This is a genomic window from Burkholderia sp. KJ006, from assembly GCF_000262695.1.
Lineage (GTDB): Bacteria > Pseudomonadota > Gammaproteobacteria > Burkholderiales > Burkholderiaceae > Burkholderia > Burkholderia vietnamiensis.
In genome coordinates, this window is record NC_017921.1 from 1,370,579 (window position 1) to 1,389,830 (window position 19,252).

19 protein-coding genes are annotated in these 19,252 nt (G+C 63.7%); 13 read left to right on the forward strand and 6 right to left on the reverse strand.

Translation table 11 applies throughout. The features are described from left to right. Positions 1 to 136: 136 nt before the first annotated feature. From MYA_RS20135 to MYA_RS20150, 4 genes are all read right to left on the reverse strand, one after another. Complete coding sequence (locus MYA_RS20135; protein ID WP_014724824.1) at positions 137 to 1,840, reverse strand: purple acid phosphatase family protein; 1,704 nt, start codon at positions 1,838 to 1,840, stop codon at positions 137 to 139. A 488-nt stretch (positions 1,841 to 2,328) separates the two neighbouring features. After that, positions 2,329 to 3,717 (reverse strand): DHA2 family efflux MFS transporter permease subunit, encoded by a 1,389-nt coding sequence (locus MYA_RS20140; RefSeq protein ID WP_041494126.1) that lies wholly within the window; start codon positions 3,715 to 3,717, stop codon positions 2,329 to 2,331. Between the two features lie 464 nt (positions 3,718 to 4,181). Beyond that, the gene (locus MYA_RS31355; RefSeq protein ID WP_131929060.1) at positions 4,182 to 4,553 is read right to left on the reverse strand and encodes a hypothetical protein; all 372 of its coding nucleotides are present in this window, start codon (positions 4,551 to 4,553) and stop codon (positions 4,182 to 4,184) included. A gap of 277 nt (positions 4,554 to 4,830) precedes the next feature. Further along, positions 4,831 to 5,910 (reverse strand): linear amide C-N hydrolase, encoded by a 1,080-nt coding sequence (locus tag MYA_RS20150; protein ID WP_041494127.1) that lies wholly within the window; start codon positions 5,908 to 5,910, stop codon positions 4,831 to 4,833. 462 nt (positions 5,911 to 6,372) lie between these two features. Here MYA_RS20150 and MYA_RS20155 point away from each other — a divergent pair, with 462 nt between their 5' ends. Both MYA_RS20155 and infA read left to right on the forward strand, forming a co-directional pair. Next, positions 6,373 to 6,576, forward strand: coding sequence for a cold-shock protein (locus MYA_RS20155; protein ID WP_011882304.1), 204 nt, complete (start codon positions 6,373 to 6,375; stop codon positions 6,574 to 6,576). 462 nt (positions 6,577 to 7,038) lie between these two features. Further along, positions 7,039 to 7,302 carry a translation initiation factor IF-1 gene (gene infA / locus MYA_RS20160; RefSeq protein ID WP_011882303.1) on the forward strand — a complete coding sequence of 88 codons (264 nt, stop codon included), beginning with the start codon at positions 7,039 to 7,041 and terminating at the stop codon, positions 7,300 to 7,302. Positions 7,303 to 7,571: 269 nt separating this feature from the next. Here infA and MYA_RS20165 read toward each other — a convergent pair whose 3' ends face one another. Further along, on the reverse strand, positions 7,572 to 8,960 hold the full coding sequence (locus MYA_RS20165) for an MFS transporter (protein WP_014724829.1): 1,389 nt from the start codon (positions 8,958 to 8,960) through the stop codon (positions 7,572 to 7,574). 395 nt (positions 8,961 to 9,355) lie between these two features. Between MYA_RS20165 and MYA_RS20170 the strand changes: the two genes are divergently transcribed. Continuing rightward, positions 9,356 to 9,604 carry a hypothetical protein gene (locus MYA_RS20170; protein ID WP_014724831.1) on the forward strand — a complete coding sequence of 83 codons (249 nt, stop codon included), beginning with the start codon at positions 9,356 to 9,358 and terminating at the stop codon, positions 9,602 to 9,604. A gap of 20 nt (positions 9,605 to 9,624) precedes the next feature. On the opposite strand, the gene MYA_RS20175 is transcribed toward MYA_RS20170, so the two are convergent. Further along, positions 9,625 to 10,788 (reverse strand): MFS transporter, encoded by a 1,164-nt coding sequence (locus MYA_RS20175; protein WP_014724832.1) that lies wholly within the window; start codon positions 10,786 to 10,788, stop codon positions 9,625 to 9,627. A 278-nt stretch (positions 10,789 to 11,066) separates the two neighbouring features. On the opposite strand from MYA_RS20175, the gene MYA_RS20180 reads away from it, so the two are divergent. From MYA_RS20180 to MYA_RS30120, 10 genes are all read left to right on the forward strand, one after another. Continuing rightward, complete coding sequence (locus MYA_RS20180; RefSeq protein ID WP_011882299.1) at positions 11,067 to 11,711, forward strand: DUF1326 domain-containing protein; 645 nt, start codon at positions 11,067 to 11,069, stop codon at positions 11,709 to 11,711. Beyond that, positions 11,708 to 12,499 carry a DUF2182 domain-containing protein gene (locus MYA_RS20185; RefSeq protein ID WP_011882298.1) on the forward strand — a complete coding sequence of 264 codons (792 nt, stop codon included), beginning with the start codon at positions 11,708 to 11,710 and terminating at the stop codon, positions 12,497 to 12,499. The genes MYA_RS20180 and MYA_RS20185 overlap by 4 nt, the downstream gene beginning before the upstream one ends. Before the next feature lie 181 nt (positions 12,500 to 12,680). Beyond that, positions 12,681 to 13,751 (forward strand): IS630 family transposase, encoded by a 1,071-nt coding sequence (locus MYA_RS20190; RefSeq protein WP_011882297.1) that lies wholly within the window; start codon positions 12,681 to 12,683, stop codon positions 13,749 to 13,751. 20 nt (positions 13,752 to 13,771) lie between these two features. Continuing rightward, on the forward strand, positions 13,772 to 14,014 hold the full coding sequence (locus tag MYA_RS20195; RefSeq protein WP_011882296.1) for a DUF6429 family protein: 243 nt from the start codon (positions 13,772 to 13,774) through the stop codon (positions 14,012 to 14,014). A 93-nt stretch (positions 14,015 to 14,107) separates the two neighbouring features. Continuing rightward, a complete protein-coding gene (locus MYA_RS30110; RefSeq protein WP_014724833.1) occupies positions 14,108 to 14,782 on the forward strand; it encodes a hypothetical protein in 675 nt (224 codons plus the stop codon). Between the two features lie 61 nt (positions 14,783 to 14,843). Further along, positions 14,844 to 15,146, forward strand: coding sequence for a hypothetical protein (locus MYA_RS32220; RefSeq protein ID WP_226103202.1), 303 nt, complete (start codon positions 14,844 to 14,846; stop codon positions 15,144 to 15,146). Positions 15,147 to 15,483: 337 nt separating this feature from the next. After that, a complete protein-coding gene (locus tag MYA_RS20205; protein WP_146125945.1) occupies positions 15,484 to 15,759 on the forward strand; it encodes a hypothetical protein in 276 nt (91 codons plus the stop codon). A gap of 62 nt (positions 15,760 to 15,821) precedes the next feature. Then, positions 15,822 to 16,520, forward strand: a complete 699-nt coding sequence (locus tag MYA_RS31360; protein WP_011882291.1) for a hypothetical protein — start codon at positions 15,822 to 15,824, stop codon at positions 16,518 to 16,520. 76 nt (positions 16,521 to 16,596) lie between these two features. After that, a complete protein-coding gene (locus MYA_RS30115; RefSeq protein ID WP_148278585.1) occupies positions 16,597 to 17,244 on the forward strand; it encodes a DUF386 domain-containing protein in 648 nt (215 codons plus the stop codon). Continuing rightward, on the forward strand, positions 17,244 to 19,250 hold the full coding sequence (locus MYA_RS30120; protein ID WP_014724835.1) for a carbamoyltransferase C-terminal domain-containing protein: 2,007 nt from the start codon (positions 17,244 to 17,246) through the stop codon (positions 19,248 to 19,250). Before MYA_RS30115 ends, MYA_RS30120 begins: the two co-directional genes overlap by 1 nt. The last annotated feature ends 2 nt before the right edge of the window (positions 19,251 to 19,252 follow it).

Below are 19,252 nucleotides of genomic sequence, written 5' to 3' on the forward strand. Positions count from 1 at the left end.
GCGCGGCACGGTGCGTGACGATCGGCATCGCGCGGATCGTCACGCCGTGCCAATGAGTCATCGCGCGCACCGCGCGACCGTCCGCAGCGTCGGCGCGAGGCCGCAGCGCCGCGCTGCGCGGCGTGCGGCCACCGGATCAATGCTCGCGGCGCTGCTTGCGCAACTCGATCGTCTCGAACAGCTCGTACTGCGGGCTCGGGTGCTGGTCCGCACCGGGCGCATGGTAGTAGCGCATCGTGATCGTCGTGTGGCCGCCGGGCTTGCCCGGATCGTGGTCGAACACCGCGATCCCGTAACCGGTGCCCGTATCGCGTCGCGCCGACCAGATCGCATCCTCGAGCGCGTCGGCGGGCTTGCGCACGAACGTGTTCGGCGCCGTGCCGGGCACCGGCCGGTTCGGTTTCGTGAAGACCTTCGCCTGCGCGTAGCCGGTCGCCGGGTTTTCTCCGTACACGTCGAGCGGCGCGCTGGTGCCGCCGCCGCCGAGGATCAGATGGATCGTGCCGGCGCTCGTGTCGAACGTGGTGCGGTCCGGTTCGGTCGGGCCGACCGGGCGCGGCTGCAGCGTTTCGACCACTTCGCCGGTCGAGGCGTCGACCCCCGCGCGGTGATTGCAGCCGCGCACCGGGTAGCTGCGCTCGTAGTCGTGATCGTGGCCGCACAGCACCAGATCGACGCCGTAGCGGTCGAACAGCGGCAGCCACGCTTCGCGGATGCCCTTGTCGGAGCCGTTGCCCGTCTTCGACGAACTCAGTGCGTCCTGATGCATCTGCACGACGATCCAGTCGATGTCGTCGTCGTGCGCCGCGTGGCGCAGCGTGTGCTCGAGCCAGCGCGTCTGCTCGCCGTTGCTGTAGCCGCGCACGTAGAACGACGTGCCCGGCTCGATCGGCGCGTGCCCGGTGCTCGCGGCCGGCACCAGCGGCGCGGGGCCGGCGACGAACGCGGCGGCGTCCTGGTAGACGACGTCGTCGGCGTCGAGCGAGATGAACAGGACCGAGCTCACGCGGAAGCTGTACCAGCGGCCCGGAAAGCGCGTGCCGTTCTCGGGCAGCTGGTAGCGCGCGAGATACGAGTCGAGCCCTTGCGGGCCGTTGTTGAACTCGATCTCGTGATTGCCGGGGCACGGCATCCACGGCCGGTTCGCGGCCGACGACTGGTTGTTGTTGCCGAAGTCGCGCCATACCTCGGGCTGGTGCGCGGGGTTCAGGTTCGCGTAGCAGAGGTCGCCGTTCAGCAGGTGGAACAGCGGCTGGAATTGCTCGACGGCCTGCACCGCGAAGCGGCTCTGCGGCGACGACAGCACCCACGCGCCGTTCGGCGTCGCGAGGTCGCCGTAGCTCGTGAAGCGGAACGGCGCGCGCCCGCGCGGAGCGGTTGCGAACGTCGCGGCGAACGGCTGCGCGGCGTTGCTGTCGTTGTCGGCGGTGAGCTCGTAGCGATAGCGCGTGTTCGGCTTGAGCCCATGCACGCGCGCGTGGTAGGTGAACACCGTTTCGCCGTTCAGGCCGTCGGTGTAGATGCGTTGCACGCCGTGCACGGTGCGTGCCGGTTCGCCGTCGGCGACGATGCGTGCGCGCGGGTTGACGGCCGGCGCGAGCGACGCCCACGAGATCGCGACTTCGGAGCTCGGGTCGTTGCCCCACGTCAGATGCACCTGCTCGGGGGTGCCGTCCGGCGTCGCGGCGGCCGCGCGTGCAGCGCCGAGGCCGCTCGCCGCGGTGGCGAGGCTGGAGACGCCGGCCAGTTTCAGGAAGCCGCGACGCGACACGGAAGCGGCCGGCTCGTTCGACGCGTTCGATTCGTTCGACTCGGCGGTGAAGGTGTCCTGGTTCGACATGATCGGATTTTCGTTGGATGACACGCGCAAGGCGGAACCGTCCGGCCGTGCGCATGCACGCCCGGAGGAGCGGCCGGAAACGAGCGGGAATCCGGTGCCACGCATTGTCGAAGCGCAGTTTTGCCGCGGTGTGACAGACGACTTTCGACACGTGGACGGGATGCTTCGGATGGCAGCGTCGCGCGTGCCGGTCGCCGGAGGTTCAACGGCGGTGTCGCGATCAGTTTTCCTGCGTGCAGCGTTGGACGGCGGTGCGGTCGCGTCGGTCGATTCGGTCACTTCCGCAGATGGACGGTGCTGCACCGCCTTTCATAGAGCCTTCCATTTCATTACGTTCTGGCGTGCGATGAACGGCTACGCTCGCTTTGGCTCGGGGGCGAGCCGGAACGCGCGATAGACGGTCAGATCGTCGTGCGAACCGACGTCTTGCGACGCCGAAGCCCGCTGCGCTGCTGACAGCTGCCGGCACGACGCAGCCGCGCCGCCGCTCACGCGGACGGCCGCGATGCGGTGGGCATCGGCGACGCGCCGGCGTCGATGCGGCGGAACACGACCGACGACAGCAGCGTAACCGTGCCCATGCAGACGAACGACAGCATGAAACCGCTCGCCATCGCGCCCGATTGCCGCGCGAACAGGTTCACCAGCCCGCCGCCGATCGACACGCCGAGCGCCATCGCGAGCATCTGCATCATCGTGAACAGGCTGTTGCCGCTGCTCGCGTCGGCGTGCGACAGCCCCTTGAGCGTCACCGCGTTCATCGCGGCGAACTGCATCGAGTTGGCCGCGCCGAACACGATCAGCAGCGCGATCTCCAGCGCCGGCGCCGGCCGCGCGCACACCAGCGCGAATCCGGCGATCGCCGTGCCGACGATTGCCGTGTTCACGACGAGGAACGCCGAATAGCCGAACCGTTTCGCGAGCGGCGCGATCCAGCGCTTCGCGATCACGCCGGCGATCGCGGCCGGCAACATCATCGTGCCTGACTGCAGCGGCGTGTAGCCGAGCTGCACCTGCATCAGCAGCGGCAGCATGAACGGCACCGCGCTCGTGCCGATCCGGCACAGCAGGTTGCCGAGCAGCCCTGCGCCGAAATTCGGCTCGCGAAACAGGCCGAGCCGGAACAGCGGCTGCACGCGGCGGCGCGCGTGCGGCAGATAGGCGAGCGCGCTCGCCGCGCCGAGCGCGGCAAGGCCGGCAGCCCACGCGGCGCGGTGTGCGGCCATCGGCGGATCGATCGCGAGCGACAGCGCGATCATCGCGGCCGACAGCAGCGCACAGCCGGCGAAGTCGAAGCGCGGCGGTCGGGCCGTCCGATCGTGCGGCAGAAAGCGCTGCACCATGACGAAACCGAGCATGCCGACCGGTACGTTGACGATGAACACCCAGTGCCATGAGATCGCCTGCGTGAGCCAGCCGCCGAGCGTCGGCCCGACGATCGGCCCGAGCTGCGCGGCGGTCGACACGAACGCGATCGCCGCGACGTACCGCTCGCCCGGCACGCGCCGCAACACGGCGAGCCGCCCGATCGGCAGCAGCATCGAGCCGCCGACGCCTTGCACGGCGCGTGCGAGCACGAGCTGGCCGAGCGAGTGCGACGCGGCGCAGGCGACCGATGCGAGCGAGAACATCAGGATCGCGACCGAGAACACGCGGCGCGTGCCGAACCGGTCGGCGAGCCAGCCCGACGCGGGCGTGAGCATCGCCATCGTCAGCGTGTACGCGACCACGACCGGCTGCATCGCGAGCGGCGATCCGTGCAGGCTGTGCGCGATCGACGGCAGGGCGGTGTTGACGATCGTCGTGTCGAGCGACTGCATGAAGAACGCGGCGGCGACGATCCACAGCAGCGCGGCGTGTGAGGGTTCGCGGGACATGAAGGAATTGGGCGAGCGATGGCCGGCGACGCGCAGGTTGGCGCGGCCGCGGCGGGCGCGCGTCGGCGCGTGCGCCGGTTGACGAGACCACGATGGTACCGATTCCGGACGGCGCCGGAAAGCCGCGGCGATCATGCGGTGCACATGAGCGCTGGGTGGATGCTGGTCGATCGCGCCGTGCGGTTCGCGGCATGCGCGGTGGTGGACGATCTGATCGTCACCGGCTGCCGCGCAGTTGCGGGCCGGCCGGCGTAGAGCGCACGACGTGCACGGGCGCGAGGGGACGTCGGACGTGCAAGCCCGACCCGCAGCCTCACTTCGACAATGCCGGATCTGCGTCGCTCCGACGGGCGGGCCTGGCACCGGATGCGTACCCGTGCATGCCGATTCGTTTCCCGCAGACTGGTTGCGTGCGCATCGTCCGCGCGATTCGTTTCCGCTTCGCCCCGAGCCATCGCCCGTTGTCACATCGATGAAACGCTTTTCCCCGACGAATGCTGCCGCGCGAGCTTGTCTTCGCGCGTTGCAGTACGAGCCACGGCCGCTGCACCGCGCCGCCGCCCGTGAATGGCCGGAAACGGATGCGTTCCTGCAACATTTCCATCGGCTGCGCTGCCGAACGACAGCCTACGTTCAACGGCGATGCTTGCGCCGCAACGGTCTGCGCCGTCTGGCACGTGCCTTGCGATGATGCCCGTGCCGCTCGACACCGCGACAGATGGCAACGACGAATCGCGGGAGCGGCGCAAAACGACATCGAAATATCGGGGTATCGGATCGAGCCGCAGGATCGCGGCGGTTCGTGTCGGACGCAGGTTGCGTCGTATCGGCGACATGAACGGGCTACAGGTTCGCTCCGTCAAACAGCAAGCTTGCTTGCGGGATGTCGTGCCGGGGAGGCCCGCTGCGGGTGGCGCATGGCGCTGCACGCAGCGGGTCGGCGCGCTTCGAGGAAGCGGGCGCACGCGCGCGGAAAGCGGATTCTTCACAACCGAAGCGCTGCGCTCAGCACGGAGCCGACGCGGGCCGTTACCGTTCGCGCGTATTGTGAGCGAGTCCATCGCGGGTAGCCGCGGACCATGCCGCGTGTGTCGAGCCGCGTGCGACGCGGTGTCAGCGCGCCTGCGCGGCGCCGAGCCCGAGAAACGGAAACGGCCTGGCCGGACGGAACGCGGCGGAAACCTCCCCACTGAACGTATTGCGCTGCTCTTTGCCGAGGTCGAGGCGCTTGACCGGCGCACCGGCGGCGAAGTCGACTTTCTTGAGATCGATCCAGAAGGTGTTCGGCGTCAGCGCCGATTCGAAGAAATAGAGCATGCGCTTGTGGTCGGCAACGGTGCGCCACCGCGTCGACGAGATGTTCGGCTCGTCCGGTGTCGTGATGCCGTACGGGACCGACACGTTGCGGATCACGCTGAACACGCTCGCGAGTGCGATGCCCGGATCTTCGCTCTTGGGTATCGCGTCGATGTAAAACGACGCGCGCGCAAACCGGTCGGCCGCGCGATTGGTCCCCGGTAACCAGACCGTGCCGCCGATCTGCTTCCAGTAGGCGTTCAGCGCGAGCTGCGCATCGAACGTCGGCGAGTTCGTCATGACCTGATACTGCCGGCCGTGATGGATGACCTGCCGGCCGTCGATGTATTCGACGATCGCGCTGTTGCCGGTGGCGTCCGACATCGACAGGTGCAGGGTGGCGAGCCGCTGTTCGCCGGGGACGTTGTCGGTGACGATCGTGAACGGCTCCTTCTCGAGCGCGCTGACCGCTTCGGCAACGGTCGCGAAGTTGTCGAGCACGTACTGCGCCCATGCCGCAATGGTCAGGCCCGGTTTGGAATTCCGGTCGAACGCCGGGTATTTCGATTCGACGAGCCAGAGCAACTCGGCCGCGAGCCCCTTCTCGTTCATCCCGTCGGTGGTCGACACGTCGTAGCCCGTCGCGACGACGCTGCCGTATCGGGCCACCCATTTCAGCGAGTTCGGCCCGGCCTCGCCGCTGCGCTCGATGCCGCGCGGCAGGATGTAGAGGTTCGTGGCGATGTCCTGTTTCCAGTCCATCGAGCGGGCCGTGATGACGTCGTCGTCCGCACCCAGATACACGACCCGCGTGCAGGCGGGCGATGAAACGGGCGTGGCGGCGAACGTCGCGGCGGCGACGATGCAGGGCAAGACCGAACGAAGCGGGCGGCGCATGGTGGCTCCTGTTGTGGTTATGAGACCCGGGAAGCTCGACGCCCGGTGCGTGCCGCTCGGATTCGGCGCGCATCGGGTGGCACGAGTGTAATCGATGCGATGTGGTCGCGCGGCCGATGCGAGCGCAGCGCGCGCGGGATCGCGAGTCGCCGCGGTTGCGTCGCGCGTTCGGCCCGGGCCCGCACGCCGCTGCCACCGAAAAGCGAGGCGCGTACCCCGCGTCACCACGCGGCCGACGCCTGTCGGGCAACGCGCAAGCACGCGTCTCGCCCGCCGGTCTCACCGAAAGAGCTTGACGTATCGCTCACTACCGCGTAGTGTCTGAGGCCGAAGTCTTCAAGAAGTCCGATTGCTCATCATTGGCCGCGCGATGTCGTGCGGTGCACGTTGGTCTCTCCCTCTTTGATTCTTTCTGTGCCCGTCACGGGCGCATGTCTTTTCATTTGTGTTAAGGAAGTATTTGTGGATACCGGTACCGTCAAGTGGTTCAACGAAACCAAGGGCTTTGGTTTCATCTCCCCGGATAACGGCGGCGACGATCTGTTCGCCCATTTCTCGGAAATTCGCGGCACGGGCTTCAAGACCCTCGCCGAAGGCCAGAAGGTCAGCTACGAAGTGAAGCGCGGCCCGAAGGGTCTGCAAGCATCGAGCATCACGCCGCAGTAAGCCGTGTCGGCAGCGGTCGCCCCCAGGGCGGCCGCCGCGCCACGGATCGCGCACGGACGCCGGCTCGCGCCGGCGTGCTGCGCATTCGACGCACACGACCGATGCATCGCGAAATCGCGCGATGCATCGGTCGTGTGCTTCCTTCATCCTTCGCATGTCGATACGACGTGCGATCCAATGCCCTCGCGATGCGTTCGCCGCGTCGCGAGCGGCCGTGCTGCAACCCGAGTAGACCGTCGCCACGCTGCACGCGGCGCGGTCCCGACTTCGCGCGGTGCTGCTCGCATCACCGCCATCGACCGCCCGATCATCGCATCGCACCGGGCTCTGCTTGCAGGACGGGCGCGTCGCCCGTCCGAACGACTGGAATCCCGGCATCCGCCGGCTGCCGTCCCGTTACCGGGTACGGCGCCGACGAACGCGCAGCCGTCGCGGTCATTCACCTTGTCTGGAGGAATTGGTTTGGCAAAAGAAGAACTGCTGGAACTCGACGGGATCGTCGACGAAGTGCTGCCGGACAGCAAATACCGTGTGACGCTCGAAAACGGCGTCGTGGTCGGCGCATACGCGTCGGGGCGCATGCGCAAGAATCACATCCGCATTCTCGCCGGCGACCGTGTCACGCTGGAACTGTCGGTGTACGACCTGACGAAGGGGCGCATCAACTTCCGTCACAAGGACGCGAATTCGCCGCGTCCGCCGCGCGCCGGTCAAGCGCGTCGCTAAGTCGTAACGGTCGGGCGCGCCACGCTGCTCCGACCGCAATTACGTCCGGTCGCGACTAGCGGCCGGGCCGCAGGCGGGCAGCGGGACGAGCCGCGCGATTCGCGTCGTGCACCCGATCGAATGCCAGCGTGTGGCCGTATGTGGGCCGTAGTGGGCCGCAGGTCGCGCGCTGCTCCGCGCGCGGGCGTCGCCCCGTACACTCATCGGCATGCGCGGTCGCGCTGCACGCCATATCGGCGCCGCGACCCTCCGTAACGCGCCCCACGGCATCACGCCGCCCGCTCCACACCCCGCACAGCAATTGCCGACCCGGCCGCGCCCGCAAGCTGCACCGCGGCGCCGACCAGCATCGCCACGCGCAAGCCCGCGATGCCGCCATGCGCCACCGCGAACAGCGTGCCGAGCACCGCGATCCCGAGCGTCGCGCCGGTCATCCGCGCGACGTTGACGAGCGCACTCGCGGTGCCCGAGCGCGCCGCGTCCACCGCACCCACGGCGACGGTCATCAGCGGGCCTGTCGCGATCCCCATCCCGAGCCCTGTCAGCGCGAGGCCGATTTCGGCGCCGAGCAGCTGCGGCGACGCGGCCGACGCGCCGATCGCCGCGAGCGCGCATGCGATCACCGCGACGCCGCCTGCCGTCGTCGTCCGTGTGCCGATGCGTTCCGACAAGCGCCCCGAGCACGGCGACACGGCGACGAACACCAGCGCCATCGGCAGCAGCGCGAGACCGGCCCCGGTCGAATCGAGGCGGCCGGTGCTCTGCCACATCAACGGCAGCAGAAACAGCACGCCGTACATGCCGAACGTCATCCCGGTGGTCGCGGCGATCGCGCCGCGAAACGCACCGGCGCGGAACAGGTCGAGCGGCACCAGCGCGGCGTCGCGGTGGCGCCGTTCGATCGCGACGAAGCCGATGAACGACGCGATCGCGACACAGCCCGCGATCGTGCTGCCGATCCGCGCATCGCGAAACACGATCGCCGCATACGCGAGCGAGCCCAGCGCGAGCGCACCCGTCACTTGCGCGCCGCCGTCGAAGTGCCGGCCGCGCGAATCCGACGACTCGGGCACGGCGCGAATCGCGAGCAGAATCGCCGCGACGCTCAGCGGCACGACCACGAAGAAGATGCTGCGCCATCCGAAATGTCGGATCAGCACGCCGCCGAGGGTCGGGCCGATCGCCATCGCCACGCCGTTGCAGGCGGCCCATACGCCCAGCGCGCGGCCGCGCTCCACCGGATCGCGCCACACGACGCGAACGATCGCGAGCGACGCCGGCAGCAGCAGCGCAGCGCCGACGCCGGCCAGCGCACGCGCGGCGATCAGCACCGCGACCGACGGTGCGAGCGCGCACAACAGCGACGCGACGCTAAACACCGCCGCGCCCGCGATGAAGATCCGCCGCCGACCGTAAAGGTCGGCCAGCAGCCCGCCGCTCAACAGCAGCACCGCGTAGGTGAGGTTGTAGCTGTCGACGACCCATTGCAGCGCGCCGACGCCCGCGTGGAAATACGCGCCGATCGCGCGCGTCGCGAGATTGACGACGGCCGTATCGACCTGCGCCACCAGCACGGCGATGCACAGGGTCACGAGCGTCACGCCGCGGCGCGTGGCAACGCGGCCGGCAGCAGCGGTGCGTTTTCCGGTATCGGGCATGGGGCCTTCCTCGACGGGAAATCACGTGAGCGTAGCGACCGCCTGCTGCCAGCATGGTGTCAGCAGGCCGGTGCGGAGCGCATGAAAACGGTGTGCAAACGCGGGCAAACGCCGTGCCCGCCGCACGTCGCTGCATGGCAGCATCGCGCGCCAACGAAACGGTGCATCGACTTCGATTTCCACGGCTGCAGGCCACGCTGCGAGAGGGCGTCGCGCCACGCGTCCATTACCGTTGCCGAGTTGTCGCGCGTTCGAGCGAAGATCGTCTCGGGGTATATGCCGATGGCGAACGGCCGCGGTGCACGCGGATCGAGACGTTCGTCTCCGATCGATTGCCAGCCGCGACGCCGCTGTCATAAGATCGTCGTCAGATCAGCCACCGCCTCCGGCGCCGAATGAAAACGACCTTACGTCTGCGCGTCGCCGTCATCGCTTCGGCCTTCGCCGTTTATCACGTGTTCATGCACGTTCAGTGGATCGTCAGTGGTTGCATCGAATTTCTTGGCAGCCGCCGTTGCAGCTTCGAGAACGACTCGAACTTCGAACGGATGATGAACGTCGACCTGCTGCTGACCTGCGCATGGACCGCCGGCGCGGCGATGGCGTGGTTCGCCGTCGCACGCGCGCGGAGGAAAGCCGGTTAACCGGCGCGTTCTCCGGCCGCTCACTGCGGGTGCGCCGAGACCGGCCGGTCGTGCAGAATCGCGAGCGACAGCGCGGCGAGCGCGCAGCTCAAGATCAGCATCAGCAACACGCCTTTGCCCGCGTGAACCATCACCCAGCCGCCGATCGACGGAAAGCCGAACGTGCCGACGAAGTACGCGGCGACGAACCACGTCAGCACGCCGTGCTGTTGCTCGGCCGCGCATCCTTCCAGCGCCTGCGCCTGAATCACCGGATACGCAAGACCATATCCCGCGCCGAGCAGCCCCGCGGCGAGCGACTGGAGCGACGGGTGAGCGGATGCGCCGAACATCGCGAGCGCACCGAGCAGCATCATCGCGAGGAGGCTCTTCGTCGCGGTGTCGGCGTTTGCGTGACGGGCCCAACGCCCGAGCAGCCAGCGCGCGGTCAACACCGCCATCGTATAAACGCTGAAGAATGTGCCGGCGCGCGCGTGCGGGTCCGGCATCAGCGACATCTGGAATGTCATCAGGCCGGCGAACACGCAGGTGCCGAGCGCGATCATCGCGATCGGCGCGGCAGCGCGCGTGCGCGATATCGCACGAAGTTCGCGTACCCAACGGCCGCCGCATACGGCGGCGGGCGGCCGAGGATGCAGGCGTCCGAATGCTTCGAGCATCAGCGCGCCGATCACGCACATCGCCCCCACCGCATAGAGCGTGTCGTCGATCGACCAGTGGAGTGCGCGCATTGCATATGCCGCGAAAGCCGGCGCTGCGCCGACGCCGGTCATCTGGAACGTCGCCGACCGAAAGAACCATTCGGTTCGGGCCGCGCTGGCGATCCGCTCGACCAGCATCATCGGTGCGGCGAGGTGAAACGCGCCCCAGCCGAAGCCGACCAGGAACCCGGACGGAAGGTCGGTGTACGGCGCACGCCCGACCAGCGCGAAGCCCGCGACGCCCGCGCCGATGCACAGCGCGCACAGCGCAGCGAGCCGCGCGGCGCCGAGCAGGCGCGCACACCAGCCGACTACCGCGAGGCCGGCGAAGGTGCCGACGGTCGCGGCGGCGAGCGCCGCGCCGGTGTCGAGATCGCTGCCGCCCATCTCGTGAAACCGCATCGACAGCAGGAAGGTCGCTCCGTAGCCGCCCGCGGCGAGCAGGGTGCCGATGAGAAACAGCAACGCACTTTGCACGCGCATGACGGCATCCTGGACGGCGACGGTCGGACGATCGTCGACAGCGTGACAGTATGAACCGGGAACGCCGCGCGGTGCCAGCATTCGCGACGTTGCAGCCGGGCGTCGGCATTCGTCGGACATGGTGCGCAGGTATCCGAGGCGCATCCGGGCACGTATGTGTCGCGCTGCGCGTCCGTCGTCGGGCCGGTGCTGCGGTGCGGCTCGCGCGTCCTTTGCTTTCGCCTATCCGGTGCACTAGATTCGAAGCATCACGTACCGTCGACCGCGCGAGGTGAGCCATGACGCCGTGGGAGATTCGGGGAACCGAGCTGATGAACTGCAATTGTTCATACGGTTGTCCCTGCCAGTTCAATTCGCTGCCGACCCATGGCCGCTGCGAAGCGATGGGTGCGATTGCGATCGACAGCGGCTACTACGGCGACGTGGTGCTCGACGGCGTGCGCATCGCGGTCGTATTTCAGTGGCCGGGGCCGATTCACGAAGGGCGCGGCCGCTGCCAGCCGATCGTCGACGCGCGTGCGAGCCCCGCACAGTGCGACGCCGTGCTGAAGATCATGACCGGTCAGGATACCGATCCGTTCGCGACGATGTTCGCGGTGTTCGCGGCAACGCTCGAGCAGGCGTTCGAGCCGATCTTCGCGAAGATCGATTTCGACGTCGACGTCGATGCGCGCCGTGGGCGCATCAGTGTCGAAGGCGTGTTCGACGTGGTCGGCGAACCGATCCGCAATCCGGTGACGGGCGCCGAGCACCGCGCACGGATCGATCTGCCGCACGGCTTCGAATACGAACTGGCCGAAATCGGCTCGGGCACCGGCCGCTCGCACGGGCACATCGCGCTGGACCTCGAGCGCAGCTATGCGCAGTTCGCGCGGCTGCATCTGAACAACCACGGGGTGGTCCGGCATCGCGCCAGCGCATGATCCCGGTCGACGAGCTGTTCGGGCGCGAGCGCGTGGTCACGCTGCTCGGCATGGCCGCGCTCGTCGCCGCCTGCTGGGGCTATCTGTGGACCGGCGCGGGGACCGGCATGTCGGCGCTCGACATGACGGCGGTCGCATTGTTTCCGCATCGACTGGCCGGCGGCATCGGCCGCATGGATCCGTCGGCGGCGACCGTGATCCTGATGTGGTGGGTGATGATGATCGCGATGATGACGCCCGGCGCCGTGCCGCTCGTGCTGCTGTACCGGCGCGTGCTGCGGCAAAGCGGCGGGCGGCGGGACGGCTCGGCGTGGTCGTCCGCGTGCCTGTTGGCCGGCTATCTCGCCGCGTGGTTCGCGTTCTCGGTCGCAGCGGCGACGCTGCAGATGCTGTTGCAGCCGGCCGGGTTGATCTCCGGCCTGATGCTGTGGTCGAAGAGCGCCGCGCTCTCGGCGATCGTGCTGGCGCTGGCCGGCGCGTATCAGTTCTCGCCGCTCAAGCGTGCGTGCTTGCGGCAATGCCGCTCGCCCGTACGCTTTCTTGCGACGCACTGGCGGCCGGGGATGTGGGGCGTGTTCGTGCTCGGCCTGCGTCACGGCGCGTATTGCGTCGGCTGTTGCTGGATGTTGATGGCGCTGCTGTTCGTCGGCGGCGTGATGAACGTCGTGTGGATCGTCACGCTGTCGCTCGTCGTGCTCGTCGAAAAGGTGCTGCCCGGCGGCGAGCGCGCCGGCCGCGCGCTCGGGGCGGTGTTGATCGGGTGGGCGATCGCGACGCTGCTGGTGTGATGCGCGCGGCGGGCGTTGGCGACGCGCTACGCGCGTTGCGATGAAACGCCGATGCGCGGGCGGCCGCTGTGGGCGCGATGCCTTCCGCATCTCGCATCTAGTGTCGTGAGTTAGAAATTCGTTGAACAAATTGCTGCCTGTAGTACCGTGTAGTGAATGCCACGGACACGAAGAGGCGGCAATGAGCGGAAGACCCAAGGCGGACCTCGTGTTGAGCGAAGCGGAACGCGAGCAGCTCACGGCTCTGACGATGCGCCGCAAGACGGCGCAAGCGTTGACGTTGCGCACGCGGATCGTGCTGACCTGCGCCGAGGGCATCGACAACAAGACGGTCGCGGCGAAACTGCGGGTCACCCAGCAAACTGTGTCGAAGTGGCGTGGGCGCTACGTGATGCATCGGCTGGACGGTCTGCTCGACGCGCCCCGTCCGGGTGCACCCCGATCGATCGACGACGCACGGGTCGATGCCGTTATCGCCAAGACGTTGGAGTCCATACCCAAAGGAGCGACGCACTGGAGTACGCGCACGATGGCACGGGAGATGAGTCTTTCGCAGACTGCGGTGTCGCGAATCTGGCGAGCCTTCGGGCTGCAGCCGCATCGGCAGGAAACCTTCAAACTCTCGAGCGATCCATTGTTCGTCGACAAGGTTCGCGACATCGTCGGCCTGTACCTCGATCCGCCACTCAAGGCGATGGTGCTGTGTGTCGACGAGAAGAGCCAGATCCAGGCGTTGGACCGTACGCAGCCCATACTGCCGTTCGCGCCTGGCATCCCCGAGCGTCGTACTCACGACTACATGCGCCACGGCACCACCACCTTGTTTGCCGCGCTGGACATTGGCACCGGTGAAGTCATCGGTGAATTGCACCGTCGCCATCGCAGTAGTGAATTCCTGCAGTTCCTGCGTACGATCGATGCCAACGTGCCCGCTGATCTGGAGGTGCATCTGGTGATGGATAACTACGGTACGCATAAGACGCCTTCGATTAAAAACTGGTTCGCTCGACATCCGCGTTTCCAGGTTCACTTCACGCCGACGTCTGCATCGTGGCTCAATCAGGTGGAACGTTGGTTTGCCACGCTGACCGAGAAGTACATTCGACGTGGCACGCATCGTTCGACACGGCAACTTGAAGAGGCAATCCGGCATTACCTCGACGTCTATAACGCGAATCCTCGGCCGTTCGCCTGGAGCAAGTCGGCCGATGAAATTCTCGCGAGCCTCGAACGGTTCTGCGCACGGGTCTGAACGATATTGGAATGGACGCCATGAACATCGACACCGCTGCGATCGACGACGCCGTCCTCGCGCTCCTCTACTTGACCTTGCATGACCACAACCGCGCCTGGAAGAGCTTCAATTGGGATGCGCTCAACCGACTCTATGAGTGCGGCCTCATCGGCGATCCGGTCAACAAGGCGAAATCCGTGATCCTCACTGACGACGGTTTGCGCGAATCCGAACGTCTCTTCAAGCAGCACTTCGTCACCGCAGGCAGCAAAACCGATTAATGAAGCGAATTTGCAACTCACGACACTAGGAAGCCGTCCGCGACCGGACGGCTACCTTCGCAACACGACCCAACCAGCAAGGACCATAGAAGAATGAAAATCGGATCCAGCTCGGCCGGCAAGAGCGCGGCAGCGACTTCCGGCGCAAACGGTACCTACAATGTCTCGCTGACCGGGCTGACCGCACCGTTCCTGATTACCGCGACTGAACCGTCCGGTGTGCCGTCGATGCTCTATTCGGTGGTGGCCAGCGCCAGTACGAACAATGGCGCGCCCGCCACGGCAAACGTCACGCCCCTGACGACCGCAGTTTCCGCGCTGATGACGCTGTCCGGTAATCCAGCAACGCTGGCGAATAACGCATCCGCCATCACACCATCGGCAATTGCCACAGCGGAGACCGCGCTCGATGCCGCGATCGCGCCGATCCTCTCCGCCAACGGCATTGCCACCAGCCCCGATCCGGTCGGCACGGTCTTCACGCCGAACCAGACCGGCGTGGATGCGGTGATCGACTCCATCGCCGTCACGCCGTCGGCGACGGGTTCCGGCCTGCAAATCACGAGCCTCGCCAATCCCGATACAGCCATCCAGCTCAATTCCGGAACGACCGTCTCCGCCGCACTCGCGGCACCGGCCCAGCGAGCGAAACTATCTGGCGAGCTTGCAAGCCTCGCTTGCCGCCTGCGCGTCGGACGTTCAGGCCCGCGCGACGGATACCTCGGACAGCAACTGCACCCCGGCGATCGACGCGAACTACCTGAATAGCGGCGTCGGTTCGGGCGTTGCCGGCTTTGTGAAGCGTCACACTCTCTTCGCCAAGGGTACGGTGCTGACCGGCATCAAGACGGTTGCCTTCGTTCCGGCGGGCACGCTTGCCGGCATCAGCAATCCGGCCGCGCTCGTGTACCTGATGATGGCCGATCCGAATCGGTATGCCCGACTTTGGCATCGACCAAGCGATGTGTCGGCACCGGCGATCCGGCAGGCGTGCACCGGCCGATTCGTCGGTCCGGAATCAATATACGGAGGCAAAAACGGGCGTTGTGGGACCAATCCCGCGCGGAACAAGGGTGCCAAGTCTCACGATCCCGTGGGCGTGCCGAACGCGATGGCAAGACGATTTGAATAACTCCTCTAAAGATGATGCGAAACGCATGTGCATTATTACACTTCAAATACAAACATATTTCATTTTCGGATAATTTTGGGGGGATGCTCCAGTCGATAAATTAAACTTCATAAAAATCAGTTACTTGCCGGACGAACGCGATGCAATCCCCTCAAGTTGCAAATATTTCCTCTTATCAAAAAAAGTTTGACGAACCATATTTTGGTTGATTACCCTGCCTTAGCTCTCCGGGGAGCTTGATCCTGTCGAATAACGTTGTATGCACATCGACTTCTAAGTGCGATGTCGTTCGGCCGGCCATGCAGTAGTCACTTCATTTTTATACAAAGGACTTTCCGTGAATCAAGTCAAGGTGTATCTCCATAACACTTCGGATGCCGAAATGACCATGGCTATGGCTTCGCTCTCGAAGAAACTGCAGGCCCTCCGCGAAGATTTGTCTGAGGACGACCGGGAGTTGCTGTCGGCAGTGGCACAAGCCGCCGCAGCCGATATCGACGGTCTGCACGAGCCGAAGCCCGATGCTCAGTTTATATTTCTGAAGCCTATGTCGGTTATCGGTGCTCCGGCGGTTTGCGAGCAGGTGATCATGCTGGCCGAAAAGCTGCGTTAATTTTTGCGTGGGGCCGGCGATGGCGCATGCGCTGGTCCCACCTATAGTCCGCGGGAAGCGCGATGAACAGAACGATGGTGGGCGCACTGTCTAACCTCCCTGCGCTCGAACGAGAGTGCTTGAAGATCCTGATATCGAACGCTTGCAAGGCCCGATTCACCTCAGCAGGATCATGCAAGAAAGAGGCTTCTGAACCGTTCTTCTTAAGGCTCAACGACTTGCTTGCTCCCATTCGATCTCCGGCTGCAAAAAAAAGCGAGACTGGAGTCATATTTAAAGGATTTCTGCCGGAGTTCACGCATGACGTCATGATCCAGTTGCGAGAAGAAGCTAGAGGACGTCGTGAAAAAGCCGAAGTCGTGGGACGCCAGCTATCTATCAAAGGAGGACCAAGAGCACTTGAACTCGCATTGACCGTCAATTTCCGATCTATTGCACTAATGGATGACGCTTTTCTCGAGCCAACTGGATACGCGAACTACGCGTATTACGAACAGGAGGGATCTGGAATTGCACCGCACATCGACAGTTATGAATATCCCGTTAATGCGATATTGTGTCTATCTCATGAATACCCTCGCGATAGGGTATATGGTAAGTCAGCGCTTTGCATTTTCAACAAACATCTCAAGCCGATCTCGTATTTTCTACAACCGGGTGAAATCATCGTATTTCACGGAGAAAGCTTTATCCACTATCGATCTCCGTTAGAAAAAAACGAGCAATTAACCATATTAGCCTTTGGGCTTCGTATTGAATGATTAGAGGGTAGGAATGGAATCCATGCTATTGAACCAACTCAAGAGACTTTCGTCGGACCTGACGGCAAGTGAAAGGATGAGCTACAAGCTGCTAATGTCGCTGGCCGCCACGACTCTCTCGCCAGGCTTTATAGAAGACCGCGCCCTAGACAAACACGACGCTTATAGTATCGTAAGCAAGGTTCTAGTCGGCCTACATACTTATGGAAAACCGGTCACCGAAAATGGGATCGCCTGGAAGGGACGCCCTGATTTTGTGACAGACGAATTGCTCTCAAACTTACAGCATGAGGCGCGCCGCCTGCGGGCAACTGCCACATCCTATCGTGATCACACACTTGGTTATAACGGCGAGATCGCGAACCGGCTTGCCACCTCAAAGGAAATGGTTGAATTGGTTGAGGCGGCAGTAGGGCCCGCGATCGCGACGGGGGTCGCTAGTTTCATCTATTACGATCAAGAGGGACAAGGCATTCCCCCTCACGTCGATACTGACATTTTCGCGCTAAATATTTTGATGATGTTAGAACACGATTTTGATCATGAACGGCGTTCTGATCTAGTGCTTTTCCCCCCGGATGGACCAAAGACAGTCGTCCATTTGCAGCCGGGCGAAATTGTCATTTTCTACGCGGGTGGCGTTATGCATGGTCGCAAGCCGCTGCATACAAACGAAAAAGTGACAATATTGACTTTTGGATTTCAACCTCAGGCTGTTCTTTAATGGCGAATATCTCACTTGGTATACATGTCGGGCATGATTCGGCGTGTGCTGTCGTCGCGGATGGCAAAGTACTCGCTGCGACACAGCAAGAACGTCATACGCGCCGAAAACATGACGGGCACGTTGCACTGAATTCTGCGCTACCAATTGCGGAGGTTTTAGCGATAGCGGGCATCTCTATAGCGGACGTCACCACCATCGTCACGAGTTATCAGGCTGTATGCCCGGGAGGCGTGGGTTTGAGATATCCCATGTGGACTCCAGAGTTCGATGTGTTCGATCCGTTCGACCCTCGCCACTTTGCAGTCTCCCATCACCAGGCTCACGCGATGTCCGCGTTTGGTGCGTCGGGGTTCGAATCTGCGGCATGCTTGGTCTGCGATCTTGGCGGATCCACCACGCTGGATGGAGAAGATTATTACGTCCCTTTCGATGATTTTTATCGGGAGGTCACAAGAGTCGGAGTAGCAGGCCAGCTAAAAACAGAAAATCTCTCTTACTATTCAATCGGTCAAAATGGCCCCAAGCTGATCGAGAGAGAGTTTGCTCAATCGAGTTCGGTCGGCCATGTTTTCGTCAGCGGCCTTGCAAGCCTCTACGACAATGCAAGCCGTCACGTTTTTGGTAGTCACGACGCCCACGGACAGTTGATGGCGCTTGCATCGCTGCGTGACGAGGGCGCTGCAATCTCCTGCCTTTTAGACGACTTGATTGAAATAGACGACGAATTTCGGGTCACCTATAAAAACGGATGGCAGTCGTGCATTCCACGTTTCAATGCGCCAACGGCTGCGGTGGGATTTGCACGTCTCGTTCAGGATTGTTTCACCGCCGCGGTGCAGGCCTACTCTACGAGACTCAAGCACCTCACTCAAGAGCAGAAGGCAACCTTCGCTGGCGGCGTATTCCTAAACATCATCGGAAATTCTGCGATAGCCGAGTCTGGACTGTTCTCTGACAACTACTTCCCGAGCGTACCAAACGATAGCGGGATAGCCTTGGGATGCGCGTATATTGGTCAAATCAAGCGAGAGCAGCCCGTGTGGACCCATCGAATGGCACTGTCCAACGATCGTCTAGGTCGGCATATTGATAATTCGGCTGTTGAAAAAGCCATCTCACAAACAGTTCCTTTCATTGTTAATCGCGGTCAACAATCTGCCAAGAGCATTGCGCAAAACATCTCCGAAGGAAAAATTTACGCCCGCTGTAGCGGTCGCTCAGAGTTTGGTCCGCGCGCACTTGGCGGACGCAGCATTTTGTCTTCGCCACTGTTTGCCTCATCTAAGCAACGCACAAACGCCATCAAGGGACGCCAGCCATGGCGCCCGGTAGCGCCGATTGTGCTTGAGGAACGTTTTGGTGACTTCTTCGACGGTGTTTGTCCGAGCCCCTTTATGAACCTGGTGCATCGAGTGAAAGATCAAGCACGCTCCTTGCTCGGACTCGAACATCCAGACGGTTCGACACGTGTCCAGACGTTGAAGCGAGAAGACGACCCAGAACTGTACCAAATCATCTATGAGCTAGGAGAGGTGACGGGGTTCCCCATCATTTTGAACACGTCGTTAAATGGTCCGGCCGAGCCGATGATCGAAACTGCTGTCGACGCAATTGGGTTCTTTCGTCAAAATCCTGACGTTGATCGTTTGCTCCTAGATCGTTTCGAAATTGCACGCCACCCCGATCCTCTATCGGTGATTCATCCCAACACGGTGGTACATACTGCGCCATCTTTGATCGTTGCACGGGCAAGACATGGGCGCGGCTGGATCGTTGGCAGCGGAGGACGAAGCACGACAGTGTCCGTTGGTGTGTTTCTGATTCTCGAAGCCGCATTCACTCCGACCAAATATTGTTGCCTTCTCGGCGAAATCAACGGACTATCGCGCATCGACAGAGATTGTGTCCGCGACTGCTTCGATCTAGGTATCTTGAAATTTATGGCCCCAGGTATTGAGGAAGCAAGAAACGAATCATCCTCGTCGCTCGATGTCGCGGGCTGAAA